Raw genomic sequence first — 13,698 nt, 5'->3', positions numbered from 1 at the left:
TGTGTCAGGCCGCGGTGCGACCCCGCGGGCGTGCCGGCCGCAACGCCGCCAGCGCGAACGTGGTGTGCACCAGCGCGCCGGCGCGATCGAGGAGTGTCTTGCCGTGGGGCACGTAGTGCATGGGAAGGCCGCGGCGCTCCCGCGGCGGCCCCATGAACGCGGGCGCCTCGACGAGCGGCGAGTCGGGCGCGATCGTGCCGTCGGCCCGCCGGTAGGCGGCCACCGCCCGGGGATGCAGCCGGATCTCGTCGGGCACCGCGACGAACGCCAGCTCGACCAGCTTGCCGAACAGCCGCAGCAGCACCTCGTCGCCGGGCGTCCACCGCATGCCGGCCTTCTCCCGCACGGCGGGATCGAAGAGCCCGGCCGCGATCCAACGCTGGGCGCCGACCATCGGCTTGAACATCTGGTCCCACAGCGGCGTCGGCATCAGCACGAAGCGCGGTTTGGGGATGCGGATCGAGAAGATGTCCCGGGTCGCCCGGTTGATCTCGAGGTCCTCACGGCACGTCCGATCCCAGTACTCGCAGAACTCCTCCCACGAATCGGGCACCGGCCGCATGCTCATGCCGTACATCCGGTACCACTGGACGTGTTCGTCGAACAGCTGCCGCTTCTCCGCGTCCGTGAGGCCGCCGCAGAAGTACTCGGCCGTCTTGATGATGAGCATGAAGAACGTGGCGTGCGCCCAGTAGAACGTGTCCGGATCGAGCGCGTGGTAGCGGCGGCCCGACGCGTCGACGCCCTTGATCGTGGTGTGGTAGCCCTTGATCTGCGCGCCGGTCTGGGCGGCCCGCTCACCGTCGTAGACCACGCCCATGATCGGGTACACGGAGCGGGCGACCCGCTGCAGCGGTTCCTGCAGCAGGATCGAATGGTCTTCCACACCCGCGCCGAGTGCGGGGTACATGTTCTGTATCGCGCCGATCCACACGCCGAGCATGCCCGTGCGGACGTCGCCGAAGTACTTCCACGTCAGCGAGTCCGGACCCAGCGGGTCCGATGCCGAGGTGCGCTGCGCCATCGCCGGTGATCGCATCACCTCACGCTAACGACTGACAACGACCGTTGTCTATGGCTCGGTTCTTGCTGTTACTCCACCGCCATCGGGCGGTCGCGTGTGCGTGACCTGGTCGTTCAGAGCCTCTCGATGCCGTCGATTCACTCCGATTACGCTGACCGCTGTGGAGGACAGTGACTCGTCGGGGCCACGGGGATGGCTGCACACGGTCAACCACCACGCCGGCGCCGTCGCGTTCCTGCGGCGAGCCCGCCGCGCACTGCCGGGCGATCCCGAGTTCGGCGACCCGCTCTCGACGGCAGGGGAGGGCAGGCCCCGCGCGGCCGCCCGCGCGGCTGACCGGCTGCTGCAGCGCGAGGCACTGACCCGCGAAGTGAGCCTCGGCGCTCTGCAGGTGTGGCAGGCCCTCACGGAGCGGGTGTCGGGCCGGCCCGCCAACGACGAGGTGACGCTCGTGTTCACCGACCTCGTCGGCTTCTCCGCCTGGTCGCTGCGCGCCGGAGACGATGCGACGCTGCGGTTGCTCCGCCGGGTGGCGCAGGTGGTGGAACCGCCGCTGCTGGAGGCACGGGGACACATCGTCAAACGCATGGGCGACGGTCTGATGGCGGTGTTCGCCGATCCGCAGACCGCACTGTGTGCCGTGCTGGCCGCCCGGGAGGCGATCAGGACCGTCGAGCTCGACGGGTACACCCCGCGCATGCGGGTGGGGGTGCACACCGGCCGTCCACAGCGGATCGGCGCGGACTGGTTGGGCATCGACGTCAACCTGGCTGCGCGGGTGATGGAACGCGCGACGCGCGGTGAGCTCGTGGTCTCGGCCGCGACACTGGAGCGCATCCCGGAGGAGGAGCTCGACCGTCTCGGTGTCACCGTCAAACGGCTACGGAAACCCGTGTTCGCGGGCAAGCAGGACGGCGTACCCGACGACTTCGTGATGTACCGGGTGAGAACTCGCAGGCAGTTCGCAGGTAACGAGGACGAGAACGGCGCAGCCCCCGGCGCATAGTGGATGAGGTGCAGTCCGGATTGCTGGTCGGCCTCCGCCGCGCGCGGTTCACGCTGAGCTATGCCGTCCTGGTCTCGGCGGTCACCGCGGCCATGCTGCGCATGGATCCGGCGATGCACGACGCGCTGATCCGGCACGCCAGCACGAACCTGCACAACCTGAGCCGCGGCCGATTCGGCACGCTGATCAGCAGCGCCTTCGTCGTCGACGCCGGCCCGATCTACCTGTGGCTGCCCGGCCTGGTCTGCCTGCTCCTGGTGGCCGAGCTGACCCTCGGCGGTAGCCGGACCGCGCTTATGTTCGCGACCGGCCACGTCGGGGCGACGCTGCTGGTGGCCGTGGGACTGGTCGCCGCTGTCAAACTCGAATGGCTGTCGGCGTCGATCGCGCGCGCGTCCGATGTCGGCATGAGCTACGGCGCGATGGCGGTGGTCGGGGTGCTGACCGCGGCGCTACCCGCGCGATGGCGCGCGGCGTGGATCGGGTTCTGGAGTGCGGCCGCGGTGGTCGTGGTGACCGGTGGCGGCGGGTTCACCGACGTCGGGCACGTGGTGGCGCTGGGTCTGGGCATGGTCGTCTCGACGCGGTTCCGCGCACCTGCGCGCTGGACGGCGCCCACGGCAGCGCTGCTGTGCGTGGGGTCGGCGTTCGCGTTCCTGATGCTCGCCGACGGTTTGGTCGGCGTCATCGAGGGCGGCGCGTGGGGCACCGCGGGCGCACTCGCCGCCGCCGGCATCGAACGTCTGCGGCACGGCTCTCACACGAACTCGTCAGCGGACGAGGTGATCCAGTCCGAACGCCAGGACTGCGGCGGATCCCCGAGCAGCTCCCCGGGTGCCAGCCACTCGTAGACCTCGGCGTAGGTGTTGGTGCGCTGCCCTTCGATGCGGCGGTTCAGCATGGCCGGAGACAGCTCGTCGAAGCCCTCGAGCCCCATGGAGGCCACGATCTGTGCGGCGCTGGCGACGGTGGCGCGCTGGAAGTTGACCACCCGGGCGGCCTTGTCGGCGACGTCGAGGGCACGGCCACGGGCCGGATCCTGGGTCGCCACACCCGTCGGGCAGCGATTGGTGTGGCACTTGAGCGCCTGGATGCAGCCGACCGCGAACATCATCGCGCGCGCGGCCATCGTGAAATCTGCGCCCTGGCAGACCCGGCTGACGATGTCGACCCCGCTCGCCACCTTGCCCGAGGCGCCGACAGCGACCCGATCCCGCAGCCCGGTGCCGACGAGGCAGTTGTGCACCAGCATCAGGCCCTCGGTCAACGGCATCCCGACGTGGTCCTCGAATTCCTGTGGGGCGGCACCGGTTCCGCCCTCGGCGCCGTCGACGATCACGAAATCGGGCGTGATCCCGGTGGCCAGGAATCCCTTGCACAGCGACAGGAACTCGGTGCGGGCGCCGACGCACAGTTTGAAACCGACGGGCTTACCGCCGGAGGCGCGCCGCAGCGCCGCGATGAAGTGCGCGAACTCCACCGGCGTGCCGAATGCGGTGTGCGCGGGAGGGGACACGACGGTGCGCCCCACCGGGACTCCGCGGGTCTCGGCGATCTCGGCGCTGACCTTCGCGCCCGGCAGCACGCCACCGAGTCCGGGCTTGGCGCCCTGGGACAGCTTGATCGAGATGGCTTTCACCGCGGGAAGCGCGGCCTTCTCCGCGAACTGGGCGGCGTCGAAGCGCCCGTCGGCATCCCGGCACCCGAAGTATCCCGACCCGATCTCCCAGATCAGATCGCCGCCGCCGGCAAGGTGGTAGGGGCTGATCCCACCCTCGCCGGTGTCGTGGGCGAAGCCGCCGCGCGCCGCGCCCGTGTTCAGTGCTCTGATCGCGTTGGCCGACAGCGCGCCGAAACTCATCGCGGAGACGTTGAGCAGCGCGATGTCGTAGGGCTGCGTGCAGTCCGGGCCGCCGAGACGGACCCGCGGATCGAGGTCGTCGGCGAATCGTGCACGCAGTGAATGGCGCAGGAACTCGTAGCCGAGCGCGGTGACGTCGCGCTCGGTGCCGAAGGGTTCGTCACTCTTGGTGCCCTTGGCGCGTTCGTACACCAGATCCCGCGTCTCCCGGTCGAACGGTGTCGCCTCGATGTTCGACTCGATGAAGTACTGCCGGATCTCCGGGCGGATCATCTCCATCAGGAACCGCACGTGGCCCAGGATCGGGTACAGCCGAAGGATCGTGTGCCGGCGCTGGATCAGGTCCCACGAACCGAGCAGGGCGAGCCCCAGCAGCACCGCCGCCGCGACGCCCCACCCTGCGTGCGCGAGCACGGTCAGCGCCACCGCGCCCACCGCGAGCAGCCAGATTCCTGCGATCACCAGCGGCCGGATCACCACGGCGTGAGGGTAACGCGCCATCGCCTATGATCGCCGGGTGGCTGATCAGCCAGGGAACCTCACCGACGACGCGTTGACCGATGCGGTCAACGCAGCCGCTCGCGCTTTCGCCGACGCGGCGACCCTCGACGACCTGGCTCGCGCGAAGACCGACCACCTCGGTGACCGGTCGCCGATCGCGCTGGCCCGCCAGGCTCTGGGCGCCCTGCCCAAGACCGAGCGGGCCGAGGCGGGCAAGCGGGTCAACGTCGCACGGACCGCCGCGCAGAGCGCCTACGACGAGCGGCTGGCTGCGCTGCGCGCCGAACGCGACGCCGCGGTACTGGTCGCAGAACGCATCGACGTGACGCTGCCCTCGACGCGTCAGCCGATCGGGGCCCGACACCCGATCACGCTGCTGGCCGAGCACGTCGCCGACACCTTCGTCGCGATGGGGTGGGAGCTGGCCGAGGGCCCGGAAGTCGAGACCGAGCAGTTCAACTTCGACGCGTTGAACTTCCCGCCCGACCACCCCGCCCGCAGCGAACAGGACACCTTCCAGGTGGCGCCCGACGGCTCACGTCAGGTGCTGCGCACCCACACCTCCCCGGTGCAGATCCGTGCCCTGCTCGACCGTGAGCTGCCGGTCTACATCGTCTCGATCGGACGAACCTTCCGCACCGACGAACTCGACGCCACCCACACACCGGTCTTCCACCAGGTGGAGGGACTGGCCGTCGACAAAGGACTGACCATGGCGAACCTGCGCGGCACGCTGGACGCGTTCGCGCGCGCGCAGTTCGGGCCGCAGGGCCGGACCCGGCTGCGGCCGCACTTCTTCCCGTTCACCGAACCGTCGGCCGAGGTCGACGTGTGGTTCCCCGACAAGAAGGGTGGACCCGGCTGGGTCGAATGGGGCGGCTGCGGCATGGTGAACCCGAATGTGTTGCGCGCGTGTGGGATCGACCCCGACGAGTACTCCGGCTTTGCGTTCGGCATGGGTTTGGAGCGCACTCTGCAGTTCCGCAACGGCATCCCGGACATGCGCGACATGGTCGAAGGTGACGTGCGCTTCTCACTGCCGTTCGGGGTGGGCGCCTGATGCGTCTTCCCTACAGCTGGCTGCGCGACGTCGTGGCAGCCGGGGCTCCAGGCTGGGACGTGACCCCCGAAGAGCTCGAGCAGACATTGATCCGGATCGGTCACGAGGTCGAGGAGATCATCCCGGTCGGACCCGTACGCGGTCCGCTGACCATCGGACGGGTCGAATCGATCGAGGAACTCACCGAGTTCAAGAAGCCCATCAGGGCGGTCAAGGTCGACGTCGGCTCACAGAACGTGGACGGCGAGCCGCGCGACATCGTCTGCGGAGCAACCAACTTCGCAGTCGGCGACCTGGTCGTGGTGGCTCTGCCCGGCACTGTGCTGCCTGGCGAGTTCACGATCGCCACCCGAAAGACCTACGGCCGCACCTCCGACGGCATGATCTGCTCGTCGGCCGAGCTCAACCTCGGCGCCGACCACTCCGGCATCATGGTCCTCCCGCCGGGCACCGCTGCACCGGGCGACTCCGCCCACGAGGTGCTCGGGCTCGACGACGTGGTGTTCCACCTCGCGATCACCCCGGACCGCGGCTACTGCCTGTCGGTGCGTGGCATGGCCCGCGAGATCGCCAACGCCTACGACCTCGACTACGTCGATCCGGCGCTCGAGGTTCCCGGCCTCCCCAGCGAGGGTGATGCGCTGCCGGTCACGATCGATCCCGCCGCCGGTGTGCAGCGTTTCGCACTGCGTCCGGTCACCGGTATCGACCCGGCGGCGGTCTCGCCGTGGTGGCTGCGACGGCGCCTGCTGCTCAGTGGGATTCGCGCGATCTCACCGGCCGTCGACGTGACCAACTACGTCATGCTCGAACTCGGCCACCCGATGCACGCGCACGATCGCAGCCTGATCGACGGAGGCTTCCGGGTGCGGTTCGCCGAGCCGGGGGAGACCGTCGTCACGCTCGACGACGTCGAGCGTCGGCTCGATCCGGCCGACGTCCTGATCGTCGACGATGCCGCGACTGCTGCGATCGGCGGCGTCATGGGCGCCGGCACCACCGAGGTCCGCGACAGCACCACCGACGTCCTGCTCGAGGCCGCGGTCTGGGATCCGGCCGCGGTGTCGCGCACCCAGCGCCGGCTCCGACTGCACAGCGAAGCGGGTCGCCGCTACGAACGCACCGTCGACCCGGCGATCTCGGTCGCCGCGCTCGACAGGGGAGCCGCGCTGCTCGCCGAGATCGCCGGCGGCACCGTGCAACCCACGCTCACCGACTGGCGGGGCGAGCCGCCCCGCGAGGACTGGTCGCCGGCGCCGGTCCGCATGCCCGTCGGCCTGCCCGACCGGATGGCCGGGGTCGAGTACGCACCCGGGACCGCGCAGCGGCGGCTGACGCAGATCGGCGCGTCGGTCACCGTCGACGGTGACGAGCTCACCGCCGTACCGCCCAGCTGGCGTCCTGATCTGCGTGAGCCGGCGGACCTGGTCGAAGAGGTCATGCGGCTCGAGGGCCTCGATGTCGTCCCGTCGGTGCTGCCCGCCGCTCCCGCCGGCCGCGGTCTGACACCGGCGCAGAGGCGGCGCCGGGCAATCGGCACAGCCCTGGCGCTCGGCGGCTTCGTGGAGATTCTTCCGACGCCGTTCCTGCCCGCAGGAATCTTCGACCAGTGGGGGCTGCCGGCCGACGACCCGCGCCGGCACACCACCCGGGTGCTCAATCCGTTGGAGTCCGACCGCCCGGCGCTGGCCACCACACTGCTGCCCGGCCTGCTGGAAGCGTTGAGCCGCAACGTCTCCCGCGGTGCCACCGACGCGGCGCTGTTCGCGCTCGCGCAGGTCGTCGAACCCACCACCACGACCCGCGCGGTCGACCGCATCCCCACCGACCGTCGCCCCACCGATGACGAGATCGCCACTTTGGACGCGTCGCTGCCGCGCCAGCCGCAGCACGTCGGTGCGGTGCTGGCCGGGTTGCGCGAGCCCGCAGGCCCGTGGGGTCCCGGACGGCCGGTCGAGCCGTTCGACGCGTTCGAGGCGGTCCGGATCATCGGGCGGGCCGCCGGCGTGGAGTTCACGCTGCGCAGCGTCGAGTACCTGCCGTGGCATCCCGGCCGGTGTGCCGCGATCTGCCTGGGGGACACGGTCGTCGGCCACGCCGGTCAGCTACACCCCGCGGTCATCGAACGCTCGGGCCTGCCCAAGGGCACCTGTGCGCTGGAAGTGGACCTCGACGCGGTGCCGATCACCGAGCTGCTACCTGCTCCGCGCGTCTCGCCGTTCCCCGCCGTGTTCCAGGACGTCGCGCTCGTCGTCGACGAGGAGGTGCCGGCACAGCGGGTCGTCGACGCGGTGCGCGACGGCGCCGGCGAGCTGCTCGAAGACGTCCGGCTCTTCGATGTCTACGCCGGACCGCAGGTCGGCGAGGGGCGCAAGTCGCTGGCGCTGGCGCTGCGCTTCCGCGCCGACGACCGGACGCTGACCGAGGACGAGGCCAGCGCGGCGCGCGACGCCGCGGTGGCCGCAGCGGCTAGCGCTGTGGGTGCCCAGCAGCGGCGCTGACCAGGCTCAATAATGAATTTGCATGTTCCTGCATAAGCATGCAAGGATCGTGACATGACGTCCGTCGCCGTGGCCGGAGCCAGTGGATACGCCGGAGGAGAGATCCTTCGGCTGCTGCTCGGGCACCCCGCATACGCGCAGGGCACGCTGACCCTGGGCGCCCTCACCGCGGCAGCGAGTGCCGGAACCACCGTCGCCGAACACCACCCACATCTTCTGCCGCTCGCTGATCGGGTCCTCGAGCCCACCGACGTCGAGGTGCTGGCGGGCCATGACGTCGTGTTCCTGGGGTTGCCGCACGGCCACTCCGCCGCGTTGGCCGAGCAGCTCGGTCCCGACACCGTGATCATCGACTGCGGCGCGGACTTCCGGCTCACCGACGCCGCCGCGTGGGAGCGGTTCTACGGCTCCGAGCACGCGGGCAGTTGGCCCTACGGACTGCCCGAGCTGCCCGGCGCCCGCGAGCGGTTGCGCGGCGCCACCCGGATCGCCGTGCCGGGCTGCTACCCGACCGCCGCCCTGCTGGCGTTGTGGCCGGCGGTGGCGGCCGGACTCGTCGAGCCGGCCGTGACCGTCGTCGCGGTCAGCGGTACCTCGGGTGCGGGCCGCGCCGCGAAAGTCGACCTGCTGGCCGCCGAGGTGATCGGCTCGGCGCGGGCGTACAACGTGGGCGGCAAGCACCGGCACACTCCCGAGATCGCCCAGGGCCTGACCGCAGTCGCCGGCGGTGCGGACGTCACCGTGTCGTTCACCCCGGTGCTGATCCCGACCGCCCGCGGCATCCTGGCCACATGCACAGCGCGCACCCAGGCTTCGCTGTCCGACCTGCGTGCGGTCTACGAAAAGGCCTACGACGCCGAACCTTTCGTGTACCTGCTGCCTGAAGGTCGGTTGCCGCAGACCGGGGCCGTCGTCGGCGGCAACGCAGCCCAGCTCGGCATCGCCGTCGACACCGATGCGCAGACCTTCATCGCGATCGCCGCGATCGACAATCTGGTCAAGGGCACCGCCGGCGCGGCGGTGCAGTCGATGAACCTCGCGCTGGGCTGGACCGAGACCGATGGACTGACGACTGTGGGGGTGGCTCCGTGACCGATCTGGCTGACAGCGCCCGGCTGCTGCGCACGCAGGGGGTGACCGCGCCCGCCGGATTCCGGGCGACCGGAATCGCCGCCGGTATCAAGGCATCCGGCGCGCTCGACCTCGCCCTGGTGTTCAACGAGGGACCCGATCACGCCGCGGCCGGGGTGTTCACCCGCAACAAGATCAAGGCCGCGCCGGTGCTGTGGTCGACGCAGGTGCTCACCACCGGTCGGCTACGCGCGGCGATCCTCAACTCCGGGGGCGCCAACGCCTGCACGGGCCCGGCCGGTTTCCAGGACACGCATGCGACCGCGGAAGCCGTCGCCGCGGCACTGTCGGACTGGGGCACCGAGACAGGGGCGATCGAGGTCGCCGTGTGCTCGACCGGCCTGATCGGTGATCGCCTCCCGATGGACAAGGTGCGCGCCGGCGTCACCGAGATCGTGCACGAGATGGCCGGCGGCCTCACCGGTGGGGAGGAGGCCGCTCGGGCCATCATGACCACGGACACGGTGCCCAAACAGGTTGCGCTGCACCATCAGGACCGCTGGACCGTCGGTGGTATGGCCAAGGGTGCGGGCATGCTGGCGCCGTCGCTGGCCACGATGCTGTGCGTGCTGACCACCGACGCCGTCGCCGATGCCGCTGCGCTCGACCGTGCGCTGCGTCGCGCGACCGCGGCCACCTTCGATCGCCTCGACGTCGACGGCAGCTGCTCCACCAACGACACCGTGCTGCTGTTGTCGTCGGGGGCCAGTGAGGTCACGCCGAGTCAGGACGATCTCGATGCCGCGGTGCTCGCGGTCTGTGAGGACCTGTGCGCCCAACTGCAGGCCGACGCCGAAGGCGTGACCAAGCGAATTCTCATCACCGTCACCGGTGCGGAAACCGAGGATGACGCGGTGACCGCTGCGCGGGTGATCGCTCGCGACAGCCTGGTCAAGACCGCGCTGTTCGGCTCGGACGCCAACTGGGGCCGGGTACTGGCCGCCGTGGGTATGGCGCCGGTTCCGCTGGATGCCGATCGCATCACCGTGTCGTTCAACGGCTTTCCGGTCTGTGTGGACAGCGTGGGGGCGCCGGGCGCGCGCGACGTCGATCTGACGGGTGAGGACATCGTGGTCACGGTGGATCTGGGGGTCGGCGCCGCCTCGGCCTCGATCCGCACCACCGACCTGTCGCACGCCTACGTCGAAGAGAACTCGGCCTACAGCTCATGACCATCGCCACGTCGCAGAAGGCGCTGGTCCTCGCCGCCGCGCTGCCCTGGCTCAAGGCGTTGCACGGCAAGATCGTCGTGGTCAAGTACGGCGGCAACGCGATGACCGACGAGACGCTCAAGGTGGCCTTCGCCGAGGACATGGTGTTCCTGCGCAACTGCGGCGTCCACCCTGTCGTGGTCCATGGCGGGGGTCCGCAGATCAGCGCGATGCTCAAGAAGCTCGGAATCGCCGGCGAATTCAAGGGCGGATTCCGTGTCACCACACCCGAGGTGCTCGACGTCGCACGCATGGTGCTGTTCGGTCAGGTGGGCCGCGAACTGGTCAATTTGATCAACGCGCACGGTCCCTACGCGGTCGGGATCACCGGGGAGGACGCGCACCTGTTCACCGCGGTGCGCCGCAGTGTGCTGGTCGACGGCGTGGCCACCGACATCGGACTGGTCGGCGATGTCGAGCGGGTCAGCACCGACGCGGTGCGGGATCTGATCGCGGCGGGCCGGATACCCGTGGTGTCCACCATCGCGCCGGACGTCGAGGGACGGGTTCACAACATCAACGCCGATACCGCCGCGGCTGCCCTGGCCGAGGCTTTGGGGGCGGAGAAACTGCTGATGCTGACCGATGTCGAGGGCCTCTACACCAGCTGGCCCGACCGCGACTCGCTCGTCAGCGAAATCGATTCCGCCGCTTTGACGCAACTGCTTCCCACGTTGGAGGAGGGCATGGTGCCCAAGATCGAGGCCTGCCTGCGTGCCATCACCGGCGGCGTGCCCAGCGCACACGTCATCGACGGCCGCGTCGAGCACTGCGTGCTGGCCGAATTGTTCACCGACGAAGGTGCCGGCACGAAGGTGGTGCCGTGATGAGCCACACTCTGCTCGACCGCTGGTCCGCGGTCATGATGAACAACTACGGCACTCCGCCGCTGGCCCTGGCCAGCGGGCAGGGTGCGGTGGTCACCGACGTCGACGGCAAGTCCTATGTCGACCTGCTCGGCGGGATCGCGGTCAACGTGCTCGGCCACGGGCACCCCGCGGTGATCGAGGCGGTGCACCGACAGATGAGCACGCTGGGACACACCTCGAACCTGTATGCCACCGAGCCGGGCATTGCGCTGGCCGAGGCCCTGGTCGACCACCTCGGAGCGCCCGCCCGGGTGTTCTTCGCCAATTCCGGTACCGAGGCCAACGAGGTCGCGTTCAAGATCACGCGGTTGACGGGTCGCACCAAACTCGTTGCCGCAGAGGGTGCTTTCCACGGCAGGACCATGGGGTCGCTGGCGCTGACCGGGCAGCCTGCCAAGCAGGCGCCGTTCGCGCCGCTGCCCGGCGACGTGACGCACGTGCCCTACGGGGACATCGAAGAACTTGCACGCGTTGTCAATTCGGAGACGGCCGCGGTCTTCCTCGAGCCGATCATGGGGGAGGGTGGCGTCGTCGTCCCGCCGGCGGGCTATCTCGTCGCCGCGCGGGAGATCACGGCACGCCACGGTGCCCTGCTCGTCCTCGACGAGGTGCAGACCGGCATCGGGCGCACCGGCGCCTTCTACGCCCACCAGCACGACGGCATCACCCCCGACATCGTCACGCTGGCCAAGGGTCTCGGCGGCGGCCTGCCCATCGGGGCGTGCCTGGCCATCGGACCGACCGCGGAGCTGCTGACGCCGGGCTTGCACGGCAGCACGTTCGGCGGGAACCCGGTGTGCACCGCGGCCGCACTGGCCGTGCTGAAGGTGCTCGCCGACGAGGGCCTCATCGAGCACGCCGACGTGCTGGGCAAGACCTTGAGCCACGGCATCGAGGAGCTCGGCCATCCGCTGGTGGACCACGTCCGCGGCCGCGGGCTGTTGCGGGGCATCGTGCTGACCGCCGAGGTCGCCAAGCCGGTCGAGGCCGCCGCCCGCGACGCGGGCTTCCTCGTCAACGCCGCCGCACCCGGCATCGTCAGGCTCGCCCCGCCCCTGGTCCTCACCGAGGAGCAGGCGCAGTCCTTCGTCACCGCCCTACCCGCCATCCTCGACACAGCGGGTGACTCATGACCCGGCACTTCCTGCGCGACGACGACCTCACCCCGGACGAGCAGGCCGAGGTGCTCGCGCTGGCCGCCGACCTGAAGAGGGAGCCGTTCAGCCGCCGGCCGCTGGAGGGGCCCCGCGGCGTCGCGGTGATCTTCGAGAAGAACTCCACCCGGACGCGTTTCTCCTTCGAGATGGGTATCGCGCAGCTCGGCGGCCACGCCGTCGTCGTCGACGGACGCAGCACGCAGCTGGGCCGGGAGGAGACGCTCGAGGACACCGGCGCGGTGCTCTCCCGCTACGTCGACGCGATCGTCTGGCGCACCTTCGCCCAGGAACGGCTGACGGCGATGGCGTCCGGCTCGAGCGTGCCCATCGTCAACGCGCTCTCCGACGAGTTCCACCCGTGCCAGGTGCTCGCCGATCTGCAGACCCTCGCCGAGTGGAAGGGCGGCCTGAAGGGGCTGCGACTGAGCTACTTCGGCGACGGGGCCAACAACATGGCGCACTCGTTGATGCTGGGCGGAGTCACCGCAGGCGTGGACGTCACGATCGCCGCACCGCACGGCTTCGCCCCGCATCCGATGTTCGTCGCGGCCGCCGAGGCACGGGCGCAGCAGACCGGTGCCACGGTGACGATGACCGACGACCCGCAGACTGCGGCTGCCGGTGCGGACGTGCTGGTCACCGACACCTGGATCTCCATGGGTCAGGAGAACGACGGACTCGACCGGGTCCGGCCGTTCCGTCCATTCCAGGTCAACGCCGATCTGCTCGCCCGCGCAGACTCCGAAGCGGTTGTGCTGCATTGCCTTCCGGCTCATCGCGGGCACGAGATCACCGACGACGTGATCGACGGTCCGCGCAGCGCCGTGTGGGACGAAGCCGAGAACCGGTTGCACGCCCAGAAGGCGCTGCTGGTGTGGCTGCTGGAGCATTCGTGACCGCCTCCACCCGCGCGGGCCGCCAGGCCCGCATCGTCGCGCTGCTGTCCGCTCAGCAGGTCCGCAGCCAGGGCGAGCTGGCGGCGCTGCTGGCCGCCGACGGCATCGACGTGACGCAGGCGACGCTGTCGCGCGATCTCGAAGAGCTCGGTGCGGTCAAGCTGCGCGGCGCCGACGGCGGTGGCGGGGTGTACATCGTGCCCGAGGACGGCAGCCCGGTGCGCGGCGTCACCGGCGGCACCGAACGGGTGTCGCGGCTGCTCGGTGACCTGCTGGTCGCCACCGACGCCAGCGCCAACCTCGCCGTCCTGCGCACACCCCCGGGTGCGGCGCACTACCTGGCCAGTGCGATCGACCGGGCCGCACTGCCCTACGTCGTCGGCACCATCGCCGGCGACGACACGATCTTCGTCATCGCGCGCGAGCCGATGACCGGTGCCGAACTCGGCGAGGCTCTGGAGAGCCTCGCCAAAGCCTGATA

At 70.2% G+C, this 13,698-nt stretch carries 12 protein-coding genes; 10 read left to right on the top strand and 2 right to left on the bottom strand.

Translation table 11 applies throughout. The annotated features are described in order from the left end of the window. Nucleotides 1–4: 4 nt before the first annotated feature. Entirely contained in the window at nucleotides 5–1,024 is a 1,020-nt protein-coding gene (locus tag DMB80_RS16730; RefSeq protein ID WP_205538737.1) for an oxygenase MpaB family protein, read from the bottom strand. 160 nt (nucleotides 1,025–1,184) lie between these two features. Between DMB80_RS16730 and DMB80_RS16725 the strand changes: the two genes are divergently transcribed. Together DMB80_RS16725 and DMB80_RS16720 are read left to right on the top strand one after the other, a co-directional pair. Then, a complete protein-coding gene (locus tag DMB80_RS16725) occupies nucleotides 1,185–2,030 on the top strand; it encodes an adenylate/guanylate cyclase domain-containing protein (protein ID WP_111510895.1) in 846 nt (281 codons plus the stop codon). 8 nt (nucleotides 2,031–2,038) lie between these two features. Then, a complete protein-coding gene (locus DMB80_RS16720) occupies nucleotides 2,039–2,881 on the top strand; it encodes a rhomboid-like protein (protein WP_205538732.1) in 843 nt (280 codons plus the stop codon). Here the strand turns inward: DMB80_RS16720 and DMB80_RS16715 are convergent. Beyond that, nucleotides 2,788–4,365 (bottom strand): FMN-binding glutamate synthase family protein, encoded by a 1,578-nt coding sequence (locus DMB80_RS16715; protein ID WP_420812196.1) that lies wholly within the window; start codon nucleotides 4,363–4,365, stop codon nucleotides 2,788–2,790. The genes DMB80_RS16720 and DMB80_RS16715 overlap by 94 nt on opposite strands. A gap of 43 nt (nucleotides 4,366–4,408) precedes the next feature. On the opposite strand from DMB80_RS16715, the gene pheS reads away from it, so the two are divergent. The 8 genes from pheS to DMB80_RS16675 are packed head-to-tail and all read left to right on the top strand — an operon-like array spanning nucleotide 4,409 to nucleotide 13,696. Beyond that, nucleotides 4,409–5,452, top strand: a complete 1,044-nt coding sequence (gene pheS, locus DMB80_RS16710; protein ID WP_111510894.1) for a phenylalanine--tRNA ligase subunit alpha — start codon at nucleotides 4,409–4,411, stop codon at nucleotides 5,450–5,452. Beyond that, a complete protein-coding gene (gene pheT, locus DMB80_RS16705) occupies nucleotides 5,452–7,953 on the top strand; it encodes a phenylalanine--tRNA ligase subunit beta (protein WP_111510893.1) in 2,502 nt (833 codons plus the stop codon). Before pheS ends, pheT begins: the two co-directional genes overlap by 1 nt. Nucleotides 7,954–8,007: 54 nt before the next feature. Beyond that, nucleotides 8,008–9,045 (top strand): N-acetyl-gamma-glutamyl-phosphate reductase, encoded by a 1,038-nt coding sequence (gene argC / locus DMB80_RS16700; protein WP_111510892.1) that lies wholly within the window; start codon nucleotides 8,008–8,010, stop codon nucleotides 9,043–9,045. Continuing rightward, complete coding sequence (argJ, locus tag DMB80_RS16695; RefSeq protein WP_111510891.1) at nucleotides 9,042–10,256, top strand: bifunctional glutamate N-acetyltransferase/amino-acid acetyltransferase ArgJ; 1,215 nt, start codon at nucleotides 9,042–9,044, stop codon at nucleotides 10,254–10,256. The genes argC and argJ overlap by 4 nt, the downstream gene beginning before the upstream one ends. Continuing rightward, a complete protein-coding gene (argB, locus tag DMB80_RS16690; protein WP_111510890.1) occupies nucleotides 10,253–11,122 on the top strand; it encodes an acetylglutamate kinase in 870 nt (289 codons plus the stop codon). The genes argJ and argB overlap by 4 nt, the downstream gene beginning before the upstream one ends. Then, nucleotides 11,122–12,297 (top strand): acetylornithine transaminase, encoded by a 1,176-nt coding sequence (locus DMB80_RS16685; protein WP_111510889.1) that lies wholly within the window; start codon nucleotides 11,122–11,124, stop codon nucleotides 12,295–12,297. Before argB ends, DMB80_RS16685 begins: the two co-directional genes overlap by 1 nt. Continuing rightward, complete coding sequence (argF, locus tag DMB80_RS16680; protein WP_111510888.1) at nucleotides 12,294–13,217, top strand: ornithine carbamoyltransferase; 924 nt, start codon at nucleotides 12,294–12,296, stop codon at nucleotides 13,215–13,217. Before DMB80_RS16685 ends, argF begins: the two co-directional genes overlap by 4 nt. Next, on the top strand, nucleotides 13,148–13,696 hold the full coding sequence (locus DMB80_RS16675) for an arginine repressor (protein ID WP_082133492.1): 549 nt from the start codon (nucleotides 13,148–13,150) through the stop codon (nucleotides 13,694–13,696). The genes argF and DMB80_RS16675 overlap by 70 nt, the downstream gene beginning before the upstream one ends. Nucleotides 13,697–13,698: the final 2 nt, after the last annotated feature.

Origin of the sequence: Mycobacterium kyogaense (assembly GCF_003254575.1) — a bacterium.
GTDB classification, from domain to species: domain Bacteria; phylum Actinomycetota; class Actinomycetes; order Mycobacteriales; family Mycobacteriaceae; genus Mycobacterium; species Mycobacterium kyogaense.
Note: the sequence above shows the minus strand (reverse complement) of the source record. Positions and strands in the feature narration are given on the sequence as shown.

Coding starts and splice junctions, on each gene's coding strand:
- DMB80_RS16685 (WP_111510889.1), top strand. CDS start 11,122: ATGAGCCACACTCTGCTCGACCGCTGGTCCGCGGTCATGATGAACAAC.
- argF (WP_111510888.1), top strand. CDS start 12,294: ATGACCCGGCACTTCCTGCGCGACGACGACCTCACCCCGGACGAGCAG.
- argC (WP_111510892.1), top strand. CDS start 8,008: ATGACGTCCGTCGCCGTGGCCGGAGCCAGTGGATACGCCGGAGGAGAG.
- pheT (WP_111510893.1), top strand. CDS start 5,452: ATGCGTCTTCCCTACAGCTGGCTGCGCGACGTCGTGGCAGCCGGGGCT.
- argB (WP_111510890.1), top strand. CDS start 10,253: ATGACCATCGCCACGTCGCAGAAGGCGCTGGTCCTCGCCGCCGCGCTG.
- DMB80_RS16730 (WP_205538737.1), bottom strand. CDS start 1,024: ATGGCGCAGCGCACCTCGGCATCGGACCCGCTGGGTCCGGACTCGCTG.